The organism is Cellulomonas sp. JH27-2 (assembly GCF_014837175.1).
GTDB lineage: Bacteria > Actinomycetota > Actinomycetes > Actinomycetales > Cellulomonadaceae > Cellulomonas.
In genome coordinates this window covers 39340-55970 of the sequence record NZ_JACYFR010000002.1, presented here as the reverse complement: position 1 = coordinate 55970, position 16631 = coordinate 39340, and the positions used below count along the sequence as shown (strand labels likewise).

The 16631-nt window shown below is 74.0% G+C and carries 16 protein-coding genes; 6 read left to right on the top strand and 10 right to left on the bottom strand.

Features of this window, described 5'->3' with window-relative positions; translation table 11 throughout:
* Positions 1-10 precede the first annotated feature (10 nt).
* From cydD to IC607_RS05195, 5 genes are all read left to right on the top strand, one after another.
* Complete coding sequence (gene cydD, locus IC607_RS05215; protein WP_191785960.1) at positions 11-1669, top strand: thiol reductant ABC exporter subunit CydD; 1659 nt, start codon at positions 11-13, stop codon at positions 1667-1669.
* Complete coding sequence (cydC, locus tag IC607_RS05210; RefSeq protein ID WP_370526023.1) at positions 1666-3450, top strand: thiol reductant ABC exporter subunit CydC; 1785 nt, start codon at positions 1666-1668, stop codon at positions 3448-3450. Before cydD ends, cydC begins: the two co-directional genes overlap by 4 nt.
* Entirely contained in the window at positions 3447-5177 is a 1731-nt protein-coding gene (locus IC607_RS05205) for a GAF domain-containing protein (RefSeq protein WP_191785959.1), read from the top strand. The genes cydC and IC607_RS05205 overlap by 4 nt, the downstream gene beginning before the upstream one ends.
* A 58-nt stretch (positions 5178-5235) precedes the next feature.
* Complete coding sequence (locus IC607_RS05200) at positions 5236-7236, top strand: MDR family MFS transporter (RefSeq protein ID WP_191785958.1); 2001 nt, start codon at positions 5236-5238, stop codon at positions 7234-7236.
* A gap of 207 nt (positions 7237-7443) precedes the next feature.
* Positions 7444-8382, top strand: coding sequence for a hypothetical protein (locus IC607_RS05195; RefSeq protein WP_191785957.1), 939 nt, complete (start codon positions 7444-7446; stop codon positions 8380-8382).
* Positions 8383-8484: 102 nt separating this feature from the next.
* Here the strand turns inward: IC607_RS05195 and IC607_RS05190 are convergent, their stop codons facing one another.
* Complete coding sequence (locus IC607_RS05190) at positions 8485-9111, bottom strand: response regulator transcription factor (protein ID WP_191787009.1); 627 nt, start codon at positions 9109-9111, stop codon at positions 8485-8487.
* A gap of 61 nt (positions 9112-9172) precedes the next feature.
* Between IC607_RS05190 and IC607_RS05185 the strand changes: the two genes are divergently transcribed.
* Entirely contained in the window at positions 9173-10108 is a 936-nt protein-coding gene (locus IC607_RS05185; protein ID WP_191785956.1) for an NAD(P)-dependent oxidoreductase, read from the top strand.
* A gap of 1 nt (position 10109) precedes the next feature.
* Here the strand turns inward: IC607_RS05185 and mutM are convergent, their stop codons facing one another.
* From mutM to IC607_RS05140, 9 genes are all read right to left on the bottom strand, one after another.
* Positions 10110-11009, bottom strand: a complete 900-nt coding sequence (mutM, locus tag IC607_RS05180) for a bifunctional DNA-formamidopyrimidine glycosylase/DNA-(apurinic or apyrimidinic site) lyase (protein ID WP_191785955.1) — start codon at positions 11007-11009, stop codon at positions 10110-10112.
* A gap of 3 nt (positions 11010-11012) precedes the next feature.
* Positions 11013-11747, bottom strand: coding sequence for a ribonuclease III (gene rnc, locus IC607_RS05175; protein ID WP_191785954.1), 735 nt, complete (start codon positions 11745-11747; stop codon positions 11013-11015).
* 7 nt (positions 11748-11754) lie between these two features.
* Positions 11755-11949 (bottom strand): 50S ribosomal protein L32, encoded by a 195-nt coding sequence (gene rpmF / locus IC607_RS05170; RefSeq protein ID WP_191785953.1) that lies wholly within the window; start codon positions 11947-11949, stop codon positions 11755-11757.
* 2 nt (positions 11950-11951) lie between these two features.
* Positions 11952-12530, bottom strand: coding sequence for a DUF177 domain-containing protein (locus tag IC607_RS05165; RefSeq protein WP_191785952.1), 579 nt, complete (start codon positions 12528-12530; stop codon positions 11952-11954).
* 135 nt (positions 12531-12665) lie between these two features.
* Positions 12666-13157, bottom strand: a complete 492-nt coding sequence (locus IC607_RS05160; protein WP_191785951.1) for a hypothetical protein — start codon at positions 13155-13157, stop codon at positions 12666-12668.
* On the bottom strand, positions 13154-13636 hold the full coding sequence (coaD, locus tag IC607_RS05155) for a pantetheine-phosphate adenylyltransferase (RefSeq protein ID WP_191785950.1): 483 nt from the start codon (positions 13634-13636) through the stop codon (positions 13154-13156). Before coaD ends, IC607_RS05160 begins: the two co-directional genes overlap by 4 nt.
* Before the next feature lie 114 nt (positions 13637-13750).
* Positions 13751-14305: a 16S rRNA (guanine(966)-N(2))-methyltransferase RsmD gene (gene rsmD, locus IC607_RS05150; RefSeq protein WP_191785949.1), complete on the bottom strand. Its 555-nt coding sequence runs from the start codon at positions 14303-14305 to the stop codon at positions 13751-13753.
* Positions 14302-15930 (bottom strand): DUF6297 family protein, encoded by a 1629-nt coding sequence (locus IC607_RS05145; RefSeq protein ID WP_370526021.1) that lies wholly within the window; start codon positions 15928-15930, stop codon positions 14302-14304. Before IC607_RS05145 ends, rsmD begins: the two co-directional genes overlap by 4 nt.
* Entirely contained in the window at positions 15927-16616 is a 690-nt protein-coding gene (locus IC607_RS05140; protein WP_191785948.1) for an ABC transporter ATP-binding protein, read from the bottom strand. Before IC607_RS05140 ends, IC607_RS05145 begins: the two co-directional genes overlap by 4 nt.
* Positions 16617-16631 lie beyond the last annotated feature (15 nt).

Below are 16631 nucleotides of genomic sequence, written 5' to 3'. Positions count from 1 at the left end.
CCGCCACCGCATGAGGCCGCTCGACCCCCGCCTGCTGCGGCACGCGCACGCGGCGCGCGGGTACGTCGCGCTCACGGCCGCGCTCGGCATCGTGACCGCCGCGCTGGTCGTCGGGCAGGCGGTCCTGCTCGCGCACGCGCTGGGCCGTGCGGTGCACGACGGCGCCGACCTCGCGACCATCGCGCCGCTCGTCGGCTGGCTGGCGGTCGTCGTCGCCCTGCGTGCGGCGACGACCTACGTGCAGGAGCGGTTCGCCCACCGCGCCGCGACCCGCGCGGTCGCCGAGCTGCGCGAGGCCGTCGTCGCGCACGCCGCGGCACTCGGCCCGCGCTGGCTCGCCGGCGGGGAGGGGCCCGGTGTCGCGACGCTGGCCACCCGCGGGCTGGACGACCTCGAGCCCTACTTCGTGCGCTACCTGCCGCAGCTGCTGCTGGCCGCCACCGTCACGCCCGCGACCCTGCTGGTGGTCCTCGGCCTCGACTGGGTCTCCGCCGCGATCCTCGTGGTGGTGCTGCCGCTCGTGCCGATCTTCATGTGGCTCGTCGGGCGCCTCACGCAGGGTCGCTCGGAGCGCGGCCTGGCGACCATGCGCCGCCTCGGCAGCCAGACCCTCGACCTGTTGGCCGGCCTGCCGACGCTGCGGGCGTTCGGCCGCGAGCGGGGCCCCGCGTCGCGGGTGCAGGCTCTGGGCGACGCGCACCGGCGGGCGACGATGGGCACGCTGCGGATCGCCTTCCTGTCCGGCATGGTGCTCGAGCTGCTGACCACGCTGTCGGTGGCGCTCGTCGCGGTGGGGATCGGGCTGCGGCTCGTGGAGGGCGAGCTGTCCCTCGTGACGGGGCTGGCGGTGCTGGTGCTGGCGCCCGAGGTGTTCAACCCGTTGCGGCAGGTGGGGGCGCAGTTCCACGCGGCGAGCGACGGCGTCGCGGCCGCCGAGCAGGCGTTCGCGATCCTCGACGTGCCCCTGCGCCCCGACGGCACACGCGTCGCACCCGACCTCGCTTCGTCGACGATCGAGCTGCGCGGCGTGAGCGTGGGCCGGACCCCCTACCGGCTGGACGCCGTGGTGCGACCGGGCCGTGTCCTGGCCCTGACGGGACCGAGCGGTGGTGGGAAGTCGACCGCCGTCGACGTGCTGCTGGGTCTGCTCGCGCCCGACGAGGGCGGCGTGGTGCTGCACGCCGACGACGACCGCATCGCGCTCGCCGACGTCACGCGCGCCACGTACTGGGCGCAGGTCACCTGGCTGCCGCAGCGACCCGTCCTCGAGCCGGGCACGCTGCTCGAGGTGGTGGGCGGCGCCGACGACGCGCGCGCCGCCGCGGCCGAGGTGACGGGCCTGGACGCCGTCGTCGACGGACTCCCGGACGGATGGGCGACCACGCTCGGCCGCGGCGGGGACGGGCTGTCCGTCGGACAGCGCCAGCGCGTCGCACTGACCCGGGCGCTGCTCTCCCCCGCCCCGCTCGTCGTGCTCGACGAGCCGACCGCACACCTCGACGCGGCCGGTGAGCGCGTGGTGCTGGAGACCGTCCGTGCCATGCGCGCCGCCGGGCGCGCGGTGGTGCTCGTCGCTCACCGCGCGTCGCTGCTGGCCTGCGCGGACGACGTCGTCGTGGTGGCGCCCGCCGACCTCCCGCACCAGGCCCACGCGGAGGTGGGCCGGTGACCGTGCCTGGCGAGGTGCCCGACGGGCTGCACGACGACGCGCGCAGCGCCACGCCCCGTGGGACGTTGCGGCGCGCGGTGGCGCTCCTCGACGTCGACCGGCGCCGAGCCGTCCAGGCCGTCGCGCTCGGCACCGCCGCGCTCGGCTGCGCGGTGGCGCTGGCCGCCGTGGCCGCCTGGTTGATCGCGCGGGCGTCCCAGATGCCGCCGGTGCTCACCCTCAGCGTCGCGACGGTCGCCGTGCGGGCGTTCGGCATCGGGCGCGGCGTGCTGCGCTACTGCGAGCGACTGGTGTCGCACGACGTCGCGCTGCGGGGCATGACGACGCTGCGCACCATGCTCTACGCGCGCCTCTCGGTGGGGCAGCCGGCCGCGCTGATGGCCGTGCGCCGCGGCGACCTGCTGACGCGCGTGGGCGCGGACGTCGACGCGGTCGGCGACGTCGTGGTGCGCGGTCTGCTGCCCGCCGCGGTCGCCGCAGCGCTCGGCGTCGGGACGACCGTCGCGATGAGCCTGTTCTGGCCGCCGGCGGGGCTGGCGCTCGCCGCGTGCCTGGTGCTCGCCGGCGTCGTCGCGCCCGCGCTGGCCGCCGCGGGGTCGCGGACCACCGAACGCGAGGCCGCCGAGGGCCGGGCCCGCTCGAGCGCCACCGCGCTCGGCCTGCTCGACGACGCGGGTCCGCTGGCGGTGGCCGGCCGCACCGCCATCGAGCTCGACGTCCTGCGCGCCGCGGACCGCTCCGTGGCCGCGGCGACCGATCGCGGCGCCCCGAGCGCCGCGCTCGCTGCGGCGCTCGGTCAGGCCGCCGTCGGTCTCGCCGTCCTGGCCGCGCTGCTCACGGGCGTCCCCGCGGTGACCGCCGGCCGGCTGGCGCCCGTCGAGCTCGCCGTCATCGTGCTCACCCCGCTCGCGGCGTTCGAGGCAGCCGCCCTCCTGCCCGCCGCTGCCGTCCAGGTGCACCGCTCGCGCGCCGCAGCAGCGCGGATCCTCGCGCTGCTCGACGCCGCCGGGCCCGAGGTTCCGGTCCCTGGGCTGACGCCGGCCGAGCCCGTCCTCGTCGCGCGCGACCTCGTCGCCGGCTGGGACGGCGCCGCGCCCGTCGTGCGCGATCTCGACCTCGACGTGCGCCCCGGCAGCGCGGTGGCCGTCGTCGGCCCCAGCGGCACGGGCAAGACGACCCTGCTGCTGACGCTCGCGGGTCTGCTGCCCGCGGGCGGAGGATCCGTGCGGTTGGGCGGTACCGATCTCCACGAGGTGGCGCGGCCCGCCGCGAGCGTCGTGCACGTCGCCGAGGACGGCTACGTGTTCGGCACCACGGTGTTGGAGAACCTGCGTGTGGCCCGCGGTGATGTGACGCCCGACGAGGCCGCGGACGCGCTCGCGCACGCCGGGCTCGGCACGTGGCTCGCGGGCCTGCCCGAGGGCGTCGAGACGCTGCTGGGCCCCGACGGCCGCACGCTGTCCGGCGGCGAGCGGCGCCGACTCCTTCTGGCCCGCGCCCTGCTGGCACCGGCGCCGCTGCTGCTCGTCGACGAACCGGCCGAGCACGTCGACCCCACGACCGCCGACGAGCTGGTGCGCCGCCTGCTCACCGAGCACCGCGATCGCGGAGTCGTCGTCGTGACCCACCGCCTCACGCCGCTCGCCGCGGCCGACGAGGTGATCCGGCTCGACGGCGGGCGCGTCGCGGCACGCGGGACGCACGCCGACCTCGTCGCCCGCGACGCGCGCTACCGTGACGACCTCGCCCAGGAACGCACCCAGCAGACGGAGGACGCGTGAGCCCCGACCGGCACCCCGGTGCACCGTTCCGGGACGGAACGCTCACCGAGGTCGACGCCGAGCCCTTGCACGTGACGGGCGACGCGCTGCAGGACGTGCTCGAGGCGATCCTGGCGGTGGCGAGCGAGCTGGACCTCACCGCGGTGCTCAACCGGTTCGTGCAGGTCAGTGCCGACCTGACGGGCGCGCGGTACGGCGCGATCAACGTGCTGGACCAGCACGGTGCCTCCACGATGTTCGTCTACACCGGCATCCCCACGGCCCTGGCACGGATGATGGGGCACGCCCCGCACGCGCAGGGGGTCCTGGGCCGCATCCCCCGCGAGGGCGCCCTGCGGCTCGCCGACCTGACCGACCACCCCGCGTTCCGCGGCTTCCCCGCCGAGCACCCGCCCATGGGCTCCTTCCTGGGAGCATCCGTGCGCGTCGCGGATCACGTCTTCGGCCAGCTCTACCTGTCGGAGAAGGACGGGGGGTTCACACCGGCCGACGAGCGCATCGTGCTCGCGCTGGCCGCCGCCGCGGGCGTCGCCGTCTCCAACGCGCAGCTCTACGCGGAGGCGGCACGGCGCGAGCACTGGCTGCAGGCCGGTCAGGACATCGCGACCATGCTGCTCGAGGGCGTCGACGAGGAGGAGGCCCTGGAACGCATCGCGGCCACGGCGCGCGAGGTGGCCGGGGCCGACACGGCCGCGCTGGCCCTGCCCGGCGTGGGCGGGGCGCTGTACATCGAGCTGGCCGACGGGCAGGACGCCGACCGTCTGGTGGGTGAGCAGATGCCCGAGGGGGGCCGCGCCTGGACGGTGATGCGCGAGGGCCGCGGGCTTCAGACGCCGTCGTTGTCCCGGTCGCGCACCGTGCGGCTCGAGGCCATGCGGTCGTTCGGGCCCGCCATGTTCACACCGCTGCAGGCCTCGGGCCGCGGCGTCGGCGTGCTGATCCTGCTGCGCCGCAACGGCCGGGCGCCGTTCGACGAACGCGACCTGACCACGGCCGAGACGTTCGCGAGCCAGGCCGCGCTCGCGTACGTGCTGGCCGAGGCGAGGCACGCACAGGACATCGCCGCGCTGTTCGACGAGCGAGCCCGCATCGCCCGCGACCTGCACGACCTCGCGATCCAGCAGCTGTTCGCCACCGGCATGCAGCTCGAGACCGTCCGCCGCCGGGCCGCGGACGGCGTCGCTCCGGTCGACCTGACGACGATCCTCGACGAGGCCCTCGACAACGTGGACTCGTCGGTCAAGCAGATCCGCCAGATCGTGCACGCGTTGCGCGACCCCGACGCCGCGACGGGTCTCGTCGAGCGGCTGCGCCGCGAGGCGTCGCTCGCCCGGACGGGGCTGGGCTTCGCGCCGTCGCTCGTCGTGACGCTCGACGGGCGGGTGCTGTCCGACGACGGCCTCGACGAGGACCTGCTCGACGAGCGCGTCGACGCCGCCACGACCGACGACGTCGTGGCCGTCGTGCGCGAGGGGCTCGCCAACGCCGCACGGCACGCGCACGCCGCGTCGGTCGCCGTCCGCGTCGACGTCGTCGGGCGCGGACCCGTGGGCCGTGTGCAGGTGGAGGTGCTCGACGACGGCGTCGGCATCCCCGCGCGTCGCGACCGCGCGTCCGGCACCGGCAATCTCGCCGCCCGGGCGCGCCAGCACGGCGGCACGTTCACGATCGGCGCCGCACCCACGGCACGCGGCACGCTCCTGACCTGGCAGGCTCCGCTGCTCTGACCTCTTGCGTCCCGGTTTGTCCTGCACGACGATGCGAGGGACGAGACGGGGGAACTCGATGACCGCGCAGGCAGAACCGCAGGCACCCACCCAGCTCTCGCAACGCGCCGTCTGGACCATCTTCGGTGGCCTGATGCTCGCGATGCTGCTGGCGGCTCTCGACCAGACGATCGTCGCGACGGCCCTGCCCAAGATCGTGAGCGACCTGGGCGGCGCCGAGCACCTGTCGTGGGTCGTCACGTCCTACATGCTGGCATCCACCATCACCACGCCGCTGTGGGGCAAGCTCGGCGACCTCTATGGCCGCAAGACGCTGTTCATCACGTGCATCGTCATCTTCCTGGTGGGCTCCGCGCTCTCGGGCACCTCGCAGAACATGGGCCAGCTCATCGCGTGGCGGGCGGTGCAGGGCGTCGGCGGCGGCGGTCTCATGGTGCTCGCGCAGGCGATCATCGCCGACGTCGTCCCGCCCCGGGACCGCGGCCGGTACCAGGGGGCGTTCGGCGCCGTCTTCGGGCTGTCGAGCGTGGCGGGACCGTTGCTGGGCGGGTTGTTCGTCGACACGATCGGCTGGCGCTGGGTCTTCTACATCAATCTCCCGATCGGTGCCGTCGCGCTCGTCGTCGTCACTGCGGTGCTCCCGGTGACGAAGGCACGCACGTCGCCCAAGATCGACTACATCGGCATCACGCTGCTGGCGACCGTGGCGACGAGCATCGTGCTCGTCACGAGCCTGGGCGGGTCCACCTGGGACTGGGCAGGGCCCCAGGTGATCGGGCTCTCGGTCCTCGGGGTGCTCGCGATCGCCGCGTTCGCGTTCGTCGAGGCGCGCGTCCCCGAGCCCGTCATGCCGCTGCGGCTCTTCCGCAACTGCGTGTTCGTCACCTGCTCGATCGTGGGCTTCGTCGTCGGCTTCGCGATGTTCGGCTCCATCACCTACCTGCCGCTGTACCTGCAGGCGGTGCAGGGGGCGTCGCCCACGGGCTCGGGCCTGCAGATGATCCCGATGATGGTCGGGCTGCTGCTCACGTCGATCGGCAGCGGCCAGCTCATCAGCCGCACGGGCCGCTACAAGATCTACCCGATCGTCGGCAGCGCCGTCTTCACGGTCGGGCTGTACCTGCTCTCGCTCATGGGTCGTGAGACCACGTCGCTCCAGTCGGGTGCCTCGATGTTCGTGCTGGGAGCCGGGCTGGGCCTCGTCATGCAGGTGCTGATCCTCGCCGTGCAGAACGCCGTCGAGTACCGCGACCTCGGGACCGCGACCAGCGGCGCCACGTTCTTCCGCACCATCGGCAGCAGCGTGGGCGTCGCGGTGTTCGGCACGGTCTTCAACTCCCACCTGAGCTCGACGTTGGCCCAGAACCCGCCCGCCGGCGCAGCCGCACCAGGTTGCTCCGCCGACGTGCTGTCCCAGACCTCCGAGAACATCGGGGCGTGCGGGCCCGACGTCATCAACTGGTTCCTCGACGGCTACTCCGACTCCATCCACACGATCTTCCTGTGGGCGGTGCCGGTCGGCGTCCTGACGTTCGTGCTGACGTTCCTCATCCCCGAGGTCACCTTGCGCACGGGGGCGACGACTCCGGAGCCGAGCGAGGCGTTCGGCGCACCTGGCGGACGCTCGTCCTACGAGGAGCTGAGGCTCATGCTCTGGCGGGAGGTCGGCAGCCAGGACCCCCTCAAGGCGTACGGCCTGCTCAACCGCGACCTCGACATCGACCTGACGCCCGGCCAGTGCTGGATGCTCAGCCGCGTCAGCGGCGAACGGTCCCGGCCCCTGGCCGTCATGCACGACCGCTCGCACGTGCCGATCGAGCGCATCCGTGAGGTCGCCGGCGAGCTCGTCGACCGCGGGCTGATCGTGCTCACGGACGACGTCGCGACCCCCACCCCGGCAGGCGACGCGATCGCCGAGGAGCTGCGCGAGAACGAGCGGCGCCAGCTGCGCGAGGTCGTCGGCCAGTGGGGCGAGGGCGAGCCGGAGACGGAGGAGCTGGTCCAGGAGGTCGCCGACCGCCTCCGCCACCAGGATCCCACCGCAGCCGCCCTGACCTGACTCCCCACCCTCCACCGAGACAGACCTCTGCGGGTGAGACAGACCTCTGCAACGGTCTGTCTCACCCGGAAGGGTCTATCTCAATCACCAGCCGAGCACGTGGCTCTGCCGCTCGAGGTTCGGCCGCGGGCTCGTTGCCCGGACAGGTTGTCCACAGATCGCCCGCCCAGTCCCCATGGACGCGGTCCGGTCGGGCACTGTGCGCCCATGGCCCGTCGACCCGGTGCACGGTCACTGCTCCGCCCGCCCGCCGCAGCGCCCGCGCTTCTTCTCGCGCGTGACTACGCGCCCGAGGAGCTCGCGCGGATGCTGGCATCCGGCTCGGTCATGCACCTGCGCCGCGGCGCGTACCTCCGGGTGCAGCCCGACGAGGCACCAGCCGATCTGGCGTTGGCGCACCTGGTCGCCACTCACCACCTGATACGCACCGAGCACTGCTTCAGTCACCACTCTGCGGCTCTCCTGCACGGGCTGGCATTGAGCAGAACCGACTTCAGGCCGTCGCTCTATCAGGCCACCCCACCGCACGGCGCCGGATCCAGCCCCGTCACGCGGCACACCCCGCTCCCACCCGTGGAGGACCGCGCGACCGTCGCGGGCCTGCCGGCCACGACGCTCGGCCGTACGGTCTGGGACTGCCTGACCAGCATGAAAGCCCCGGATGCGCTCGTCGTCGCCGACGCAGCCCTGAGTGCGGGGCTGACGGTCGACGAGCTGGCTTCACGCGCTCGGCGCGGCGGCCGCGGGCACGCCAGGGCGCTCGCGACGCTGCGCTACGCCGACGACGGTGCGGAGTCTGCGCCGGAGTCGATCTGTCGGTATCGCCTGCTGCGTGCGGGCTTCCCTGTGCCGACGACGCAGGTCAGGGTACCGACGCGTCTGGGGGTCTTCTGGGGCGACCTGGGCTGGCCCGAGTGGAAGGTCCTCGTCGAGTACGACGGCCGTATCAAGTACGACGCGCGGCCGGCGGAGACGTTCATGGCGGAGAAGCGGCGCCACGACGCGCTCGTCGAGGAGGGTTGGGGGGTCACCCACGTGACCAACGACGACCTCCGCGTCCCGGGAGCGTTCGAATCACGTATGCGTCAGGCGCTCCCTCCCGCGGCGACGCTCGGCATGAGGCCACGTCGCGAGCTGCGGTGGTGAACAGGGCACCGAGACAGACCTTTGCGGGTGAAACAGGCGTCGGCAAGGGTCTACCTCGCCCGCAAAGGTCTGTCTCGATGACGGAGCTGGAGCAGAACGATGTCAGTGGGTGGGGTCCGTGCGCCAGGCTTGGCGCTTGTGGCCTGCCACCCACGCGGCCACCTGGGTGCGGCGTTGGAGACCCATCTTCGCCAGCAGCGAGGTGATGTGGTTCTTCACCGTCTTCTCGGCGACGCCCAGGCGCTCCGCGATCTCGCGGTTGGACAAGCCCTCGCCGATGAGGTCGAGCACGCGCAGCTCGCTGGGCGTGAGGTTCTCGGTCGGGTCGTCGTGGCCGGCACGACGACGCGTGACGGTCCGCTCGTCGAGCAGGGCGCGCCCGGCCGCGACCGCCTTGATGACGTCCGTGATCTCAGCGCCGCGCACCGACTTGAGCAGGTAGGCGGCCGCCCCGGCCTCGAGAGCGGCGGCGAGCGCGTCGTCGTCGTCGAACGAGGTGAGGACGATCGCGCGGGCCTCCGGCAGGATCTCGCGCAGCCGCCGCAGGACGTCGATGCCCGTCCCGTCCGGCAGCTGCAGGTCGACCAGCAGGACCTGCGGGCGGACGAGCTCGGCGCGGCGCACGCCGTCCGCGACCGTACCGGCCTCGGCGACGACGGTCATCCCGTCCGCGCGTTCGACGACCTCGGCGATCCCCCGACGGACCACCTCGTGGTCGTCGATGATCATGACGCTGACGGGACCCTGGCCATGCGCGCTGACGGTGGACACCGTGGCATCGTATCGACGTATGACCACCATCCTCGTCCCCACCACGCTCGACGACGACCTCACACTCCCCGACGGAGTCAGCGAGGTGCGGTACGACCCGAGCGGCGCGGTCCCCGACGTCGGCGCGCAGGTGCTCGTGGTCTGGGGCAGCGGGCGGCGGGCGCTGCGGGACGCCGCGGCGCGCCTGACCCACCTGCGCTGGGTTGCCGCGCTGTCGGCCGGGGTGGACACGATCCTCGACGCCGGTTTCGACCCCGACGTGACGATCACGTCGGGCCGGGGGCTGCACGACGGACCGGTCGCGGAGCACACGCTCGCGCTCGTCCTCGCGTGCGCCCGACGACTGCCTGACCTCTTCCGCGCGCAGCAGGAGCACCGCTGGGCCGGCGAGCTGGGCGGCATCCAGCCGGTGCGGCCCTCGGACTTCCGCTCGCTGGCCGGCGCGCGCGTCGTGATCTGGGGCTTCGGCTCGATCGCGGCGCGGCTGGCCCCGCTGCTGACGGCGCTGGGTGCCCAGGTCACGGGCGTCGCGACGACGCCCGGCACGCGGGACGGCTACCGCGTCGTCACGCCCGACGACCTGCCGGAGGTCCTCGCCCAGGCCGACGTGCTCATCAGCCTGCTGCCCGACACGCCGGCGACCCGGCACGCGGTCGACGCGGACGTGCTGCGGCTGCTGCCCCGGCGGGCGTGGGTGGTGAACGTGGGCCGGGGCGCGACGCTGGACCAGGACGCCCTGCTGGCGGCGGTCCGGGCGGGCCAGCTCGCCGGCGCCGCGCTCGACGTCTTCGACCGCGAACCGCTCGCGGCCAACTCGCCGCTGTGGGACGAGCCGAACATCCTGGTCAGCCCGCACGCCGCGGGCGGGCGGCCGCTGGGCGCCGGCGCGCTGCTCGAGCAGAACCTCGCCGCGTTCCTGGCCGGCGCGCCGCTGCGCAACGTCGTGGAGCGCTGAGCTACCAGCGACCGTTGCGTGGGCGCGGCTGGCAGCGCGGGCACGTGTACGACGAGCGGTTCATGAACTCGTCACGCCGGACGGGGGTCCCGCACCGCGGGCACGGCCGGCCCGCCTGCCCGTAGACGGACAGCGACCGGTCGAAGTACCCCGACGCACCGTTGACGTTCACGTAGAGCGCGTCGAAGCTGGTCCCGCCCTGCACGAGCGCCTCGGACATGACCTCGTGCGCGGCGGCGAGCACGCGCCGCGCCTCGGGGCGGGTGAGGGTGTCGGTCGGGCGCGCGAAGTGCAGCCGGGCCCGCCACAGGCTCTCGTCGGCGTAGATGTTGCCGATGCCTGAGACGAGGGTCTGGTCGAGGAGCGCCCGCTTCACGCCGGTCCGGCGTGCACGCAGGGCCGCCACCAGCGCCTCGACGTCGAGCGCCGGATCCAGCAGATCACGCGCGATGTGCGCGACCGGTCCGGGGACGGCCGCCAGCGAGGACCCGGCCCCACCCGGCAGGCCGTCGGGCGTCGCGACGAGCTCCTGGACGCTGAGGTGCCCGAACGTGCGCTGGTCGACGAAATCGAGCGCTCCCCCGTCGTCGAGCACCATCCGCACGCGCAGGTGCGGGTGGTCGCGTCCGTCGTCGGCCGATGCCCGCACCAGCAGCTGCCCGCTCATCGCGAGGTGCGCGAGCAGCGCCTCGTCGTCGCCCAGCAGCAACCAGCAGAACTTCCCGCGCCGCACGGCCGCCTCGAACGCACGCCCGGTGAGGCGCCCGACGAAGTCCAGCGGACCGCCCTCGTGCCGGCGCACGCTGTAGTCGCGCCGCACCTCGACGCGCGTGACCGTGCGACCCAGCACGTGCCGGGCCAGCCCGTCGCGGACGGTCTCGACCTCGGGGAGCTCAGGCACCCGTCAGGCCGACGCGGGACGCGCGGCCCGCAGCGGCTCGAGCGCCGTGTACGCCGCCTCCGCCGCCTGCTGCTCGGCCACCTTCTTGGCCGTCCCTATCCCGGAGCCGCGGGCCTCGCCACCCACCACGGCGTGCGCCGTGAAGGTACGGGCGTGGTCCGGGCCCTCGCCCGTGACCTCGTAGTGCGGTGCGCCGAGCTCGAGCTCGGCGGCGAGCTCCTGCAGCGACGTCTTCCAGTCGAGCCCGGCGCCCAGGTCCGCAGCGCGCACCAGGGACGGGCCGACGAGGCGCTCGACGACCCCGCGCGCGACCTCGAGACCGTGCGAGAGGTAGATCGCACCGAACAGCGCCTCGAGCGTGTCGGACAGGATCGAGTCCTTGTCCGCGCCGCCCGTGGCGATCTCGCCCTTGCCGAGCAGCACGTACGAGCCGAGGTCGAGGTCCCGCGCGACGATCGCGAGCGCCCGCTGGGAGACGGTGGCCGCGCGCATCTTCGCGAGCGCGCCCTCCGGCTCGTCTGCGTGCGTCCGGTACAGCGACTCCGTCACGACGAGGCCGAGCACGGTGTCGCCCAGGAACTCGAGCCGCTCGTTCGTCGGGATGCCACCGGCCTCGTGCGCGAACGACCGGTGGGTCAGGGCGAGCACGAGAAGCTCGGGGTCCAGATGGACCCCGAGCTTCTCGAGAAGTTCGCTCGCGCCGGCGCCCTGGGGCGCCTCGGCGTCACGAGCGGTCATGCAGGTGTCAGCCCGCGAGCTCGGTACGCACTGCCTGGGCGTAGGTGCGACCGTTGTAGGCACCGCACGACGGGCACGCCGTGTGGGGCTTCTTGTCGGCCTTGCACTGCGGGCAGGAGGTCAGCGTCGTGGCAGTGGTCTTCCACTGCGAGCGACGCGCACGGGTGTTGCTGCGCGACATCTTGCGCTTCGGAACCGCCACGGCTAGCTCTCTTTCGTCTCGTCTTGCATGCCCGCCAGTCCGCTCAGTGCGGACCAGCGCGGGTCAAGGATCTCATGCGAATGGTCTGGGTCGTCCGCCAGGCGGGCTCCGCACTCGGAGCACAGACCCTGGCAGTCGGGCGAGCACAACGGCCGGAACGGCAAAGCCGGCACGACCGTGTCCCGCAGCGCGGGCTCGAGGTCGACGAGGTCGCCCTCCAGCTCACGCACGTCCTCGTCCTCGTCGCCGTCCTCCGCCGCAACGGCAGCACGCTCGGGGTAGACGTACAGCTCCGTGAGGAAGACGTCGACATCCTCGACGACCTCACCCAGGCAGCGCACGCACTCCCCGATCGCCCGCCCGCGAACGGAACCGGAGACCAGGACCCCCTCCATGACCGCCTCGAGCCGCAGATCCAGCTCGACGTCGGTCCCGGTGGGGATGCCGATCACGTCCGTCCCGAGATCCTCGGGGGCGCCGACGGTGCGCTGCACGGTCCTCGTCGATCCCGGACGTCGGCCGAGCTCGTGGGTATCGAGCACGAACGGCGAACGGGGATCGAGGTGGGCAGGGCGCTGCACGTCCGGGTCCCCTCGTTGATCTCGGTCCGTGCCATGACCGGCAGGACCAACCGACAACACTACGGCACCGCAGGGCGGCGCCCAAATCTCGCGATGTGACCTTCGCCCTGCTCGAGGGCGCTCGAGCGCGCTCGCTCAGGCCTCCGCCGCCTCGTCCCCCAGTCGACCGGCCAGCTTGGCCCGACCCGCCTGGACCTGCGCGACGATCTTGCCGAGGTCGATCTCGAAGTCGGCCAGGCGGCGGTCGCAGTAGTCGTCGGCGTCGCGGCGCAACGTCTCCGCGGTCTCCTGGGCGGTGGCCGTCACCTGTGCCGCGCGTTCCTGCGCGGCCTCGACGACGGCCTCCTGCCCGACCAGCCGCTCGGCCTCGGCGCGAGCCGTCGCCAGGATCTCGTCGGCGTCCGCGCGAGCCGCTGCGCGCGCGGCGTCCGCGTCGGCCAGCACCTCGTCGGCCGCGCTGAGCTGCGTGGGCAGGGCGCCACGCGCCTGGTCGAGCAGGTCGAGGATCTCGGCTCTGTTGACCAGGACGGACGACGACATGGGCATCGCCCGAGCCGTCGCGACGGCCTGTTCGAGGGCGTCCAGGACACCCGTCAGCCCCTCCGGCCGCGTGGTCGGTTCGGTCATCGCTTGCTCCTCACTGCCTCGTGCACGGCGTCCGCGACGCCGTCCGGTACGAGGTCGTCGATCGACCCGCCGAAGCGAGCCACGTCCTTGACCAGCGACGACGCGATGTGCGCCAGGGCGGGGTCCCCCACGACGAACACGGTCTCGACGCCCGTCAGGTGCCGGTTCATCAGCGCCATGGGCAGCTCGGCGTCGAAGTCCGCCCCCCCGCGCAGACCCTTGACGATCGCATCGGCGCCGACCTCGCGCACGAAGTCCGCGAGCAGCCCCTCGACGACGTCGACCCGCACGCCGTCCACCCCGGCGAGCGCGGTGCGGGCCAACGCCACGCGCTCGTCGATGCCCAGCAGCGCCGACTTGGACGAGTTCCGAGCGATGCCGACCACGACCTCGTCGAACATGCCACGCGCCCGCCGCACGACATCGACGTGGCCGCGCGTGAGCGGGTCGAAGGAGCCAGGGCACACGGCGATCGTCACCCGGCCAGCGTAAGCGGACGGGCCGGGTCCTCGTAGCGTCGTGGCCGTGCAGGTGCTGCGCGCGAGCGGACGACCTCGAGGAGGTCCCGTGCTCGCGTCGATGCACCGACCACGTCAGGCGGGTGCCGGCTCTGCGAACCAGACCACCGTCTCGCCGTAGGACCGGCGGTCCAGCGCGACGACACCGTCGGGCCAGCGGGGCTCGGGCGCTCGGCTCGATCGCTCGACGGCGACGACGGCCGCGGGCGCGAGCGCCCCGACCAGCCCCGCGAGCACCACGGCCAGGTCGTCCTCGGACAGGTCGTACGGCGGGTCGACGAGCACCAGGTCCCACGGCTCGACGACGGGCCGCTCGACGAACCGCTCGGCCCGTTCCGCCGAGACGACGACACCCGCCAGCCCCAGGGCGGCGACGTTGCGGCGGCACACCTCGGCGGCGTCGCGCCCGACCTCGACGAGCGTGACGGCCCGCGCCCCGCGGCTCGCGGCCTCGAGGCCGAGCGCGCCGGAACCGGCGTACAGGTCGAGCACGCGGACGTCCTCGACGACATCGAGGTGCTCGAGGCGGGAGAACAGCGCCTCACGCACGCGCTCGCTCGTCGGCCGCGTGCCCTTGCGTGGCACGGCCAGGACGCGACCGCCCGCCGACCCCGCGACGATGCGCGTCATCGGTTCGCCTTGCGCTGCTTGTCCATCTCCTCCTGGCTCGCGAGCATGCGCTCCATCAGCGAGCCCGTGGCGATGGACGACGCGACCGTCACCGCGATCGCGGACAGTCCCGCCTGGATGAGGATCATCGTCGGAGAGACGTGCCGAAGCAGCACGGCGATCCAGACGGGGAGCAGGCCGAGGACGACGACGTCCGGGCCGCGGGCCAGCACCGCGGCGACACCCGTGGGCAGCGCGCCCATCGGGGTCGAGACGAGCGCGCCGCCCCAGTCCGGCGCAGGCCGGTACGACGATCGGACGGCGGCCGCCGCCCACACGGGTGTCGATGCGACACCGAGCACGAGCCACCCCGCGACGTCGCCGGTCCAGCGCCCCACGGCGCCGAACGCCACGACCGACCACACCAGCATCGCGATCCCCGGGACCACCATGCGCAGCCGCCGGACCGTCTTGGCGTCCAGCGGCAGCAGCCGGTCCAGGATCGGCGCCATCTGCGCACGACGCGCCCCCTCGCCCGTCGCGCTCATGGCGACGTAGCCCGCCAGCAGGACGGCGAACAGGACCCCGGCCTGGCTCGCGAGCTCGGGGACGACGGTCACCAGCACGGGCACGATCGCCGCGATCGCGAGCTGCACCAGGTGCCGGGCGGACCGGCGCAGCACCGCCAGGTCGGCGGTGACGAGCGCCGTGGCCGGACCGCGCGCGGTGCGCAGCCGGGACAGGCGGCGCCGGGTAGGGGCGGCGGCGCCGTCGGTCAGGGCCCGGCCCAGCTCGCGCGAGTCGAGCGAGACGGCGGCGCCGACAGCCTGAGTCGCGACCGAGCCGCTCTCGCGGAGCGACGCCGTGGGGATGCGTCCCAGCCGCCGGTCCACGAGGACACCGGCGCCCGCGACCAGCAGCGCGGCCGCCACGGCCCCGAACCACGGCAACGTCGGCACCTCGTGGACCGACCAGTCGGTCAGCGCCAGCGCGACGGCCACGACAGGCGCCGCGGCCAGGATCAGGTCGCCGACCAGGGCCGTCGTGGAGCGCCGCAGGCCGCGCGACTGCGCGAGCGCGGCGAGCAGCACGATCCCGGCCGCGACGAGCGCCGACGTGACGGCGACGTGCAGCACGCGGGCACCGGAGTCGGCCAGCAGACCCGCGTCGAGGAGGCCGACGAGGATCGCAGCCACGAACGCGGCGACCAGCGGCAGGCGGCGCGCAGCGGGGCGCAGCAGGCCGCGTCTGTCCACGGGAAGCACGAGCCACCAGGCCGCCTCGGCGCCACCGGCACCGACCGGCCCGAGCCGCCCGGCGAGCGACACGAGGATGCCGACCAGGCCCAGGAGCACGACCAGGACGAGCGTCGGGAGGCTGAGGTCGACGGCGGCGTCCGACTCGGGCGTGGGCGGCAGGGACACGCGCAGCGCCTGGGCGAACCCGAGCGCCATCCCGCTCGCGATCGCGATGGTGATCACCGCGTAGTAGACGCTTGCCAGCAACGAGCCGAGGCTCGCCCCGCCCCGGGCGTTGGCGGCCTGCGTGGTGTACCGCCGGATGTCGCGGGCCCCCGGCACCTCGCCGAGCTCGCCCGGCAGCACGGCCGGGGTGTCCGCCAGGTCCACGGCGTCGGCGTCGCTCACGGGTTCTCCCGGCTGATGAGGGTTGCGGCCTCGGCGGGGCCGAGCAGCCGCGTGACGTCGTCGGCCACGTGCACGGCCCGGTCCGCGACGGCCAGCACCAGGTCCGGGTCGTGCGTGGCCATCAGGACCGCCCCACCGGCCTTCTTCTCCTCGACCAGGCGTGCCGCGAGGCGGTCGCGCATCGCCCGGTCGAGGCGCTGCTCGGGCTCGTCGAGGACCAGGAGCGAGCGCGGGCGCACGAAACCGGCGGCGAGCAGCAGCCGGCGCCGCTGGCCCGACGACAGCGCGACGGGCAGCGAGCGCGCGTGCTCGGCCAGCCCGAACTCCTCGAGCAGCTCGCGCACGAGCGCGTCGGCGCCCAGCACGCCGTGCCCGCGCGCGGTCAGGTACAGGTGCTCGTGCACCGTGAGGGCCGGGAAGTAGGCGTCGTCGTCGAGCACGCTCGCCACCTGCGCGCGGAACGCGACCTCACGCTCGTCGACCGGTTCTCCGAGGACGCGCAAGGAGCCGCTGGTCGGCTCCAGCAGCCCGATCACGGCCCGCAGCACGGTGGACTTGCCGGACCCGTTGGCGCCGACGAGCGCCACGGCCCTGCCGGGTGCGAGCGTGAAGCTCACGGGCGCGCAGACGGGAGCCCCGCCGTAGCCGACGAGCAGGTCCTGGGCGCGCACGGTGGGCTTCGACACGTGCGCCAGGGTAGT

Excerpts from the sequence above, each read along its gene's own strand:
- cydD (WP_191785960.1), top strand. The coding sequence starts at position 11 with ATGAGGCCGCTCGACCCCCGCCTGCTGCGGCACGCGCACGCGGCGCGC.
- IC607_RS05185 (WP_191785956.1), top strand. The coding sequence starts at position 9,173 with ATGACCACCATCCTCGTCCCCACCACGCTCGACGACGACCTCACACTC.
- IC607_RS05190 (WP_191787009.1), bottom strand. The coding sequence starts at position 9,111 with ATGATCATCGACGACCACGAGGTGGTCCGTCGGGGGATCGCCGAGGTC.
- IC607_RS05200 (WP_191785958.1), top strand. The coding sequence starts at position 5,236 with ATGACCGCGCAGGCAGAACCGCAGGCACCCACCCAGCTCTCGCAACGC.
- rsmD (WP_191785949.1), bottom strand. The coding sequence starts at position 14,305 with ATGACGCGCATCGTCGCGGGGTCGGCGGGCGGTCGCGTCCTGGCCGTG.
- rnc (WP_191785954.1), bottom strand. The coding sequence starts at position 11,747 with ATGACCGCTCGTGACGCCGAGGCGCCCCAGGGCGCCGGCGCGAGCGAA.
- IC607_RS05160 (WP_191785951.1), bottom strand. The coding sequence starts at position 13,157 with ATGACCGAACCGACCACGCGGCCGGAGGGGCTGACGGGTGTCCTGGAC.
- IC607_RS05195 (WP_191785957.1), top strand. The coding sequence starts at position 7,444 with ATGGCCCGTCGACCCGGTGCACGGTCACTGCTCCGCCCGCCCGCCGCA.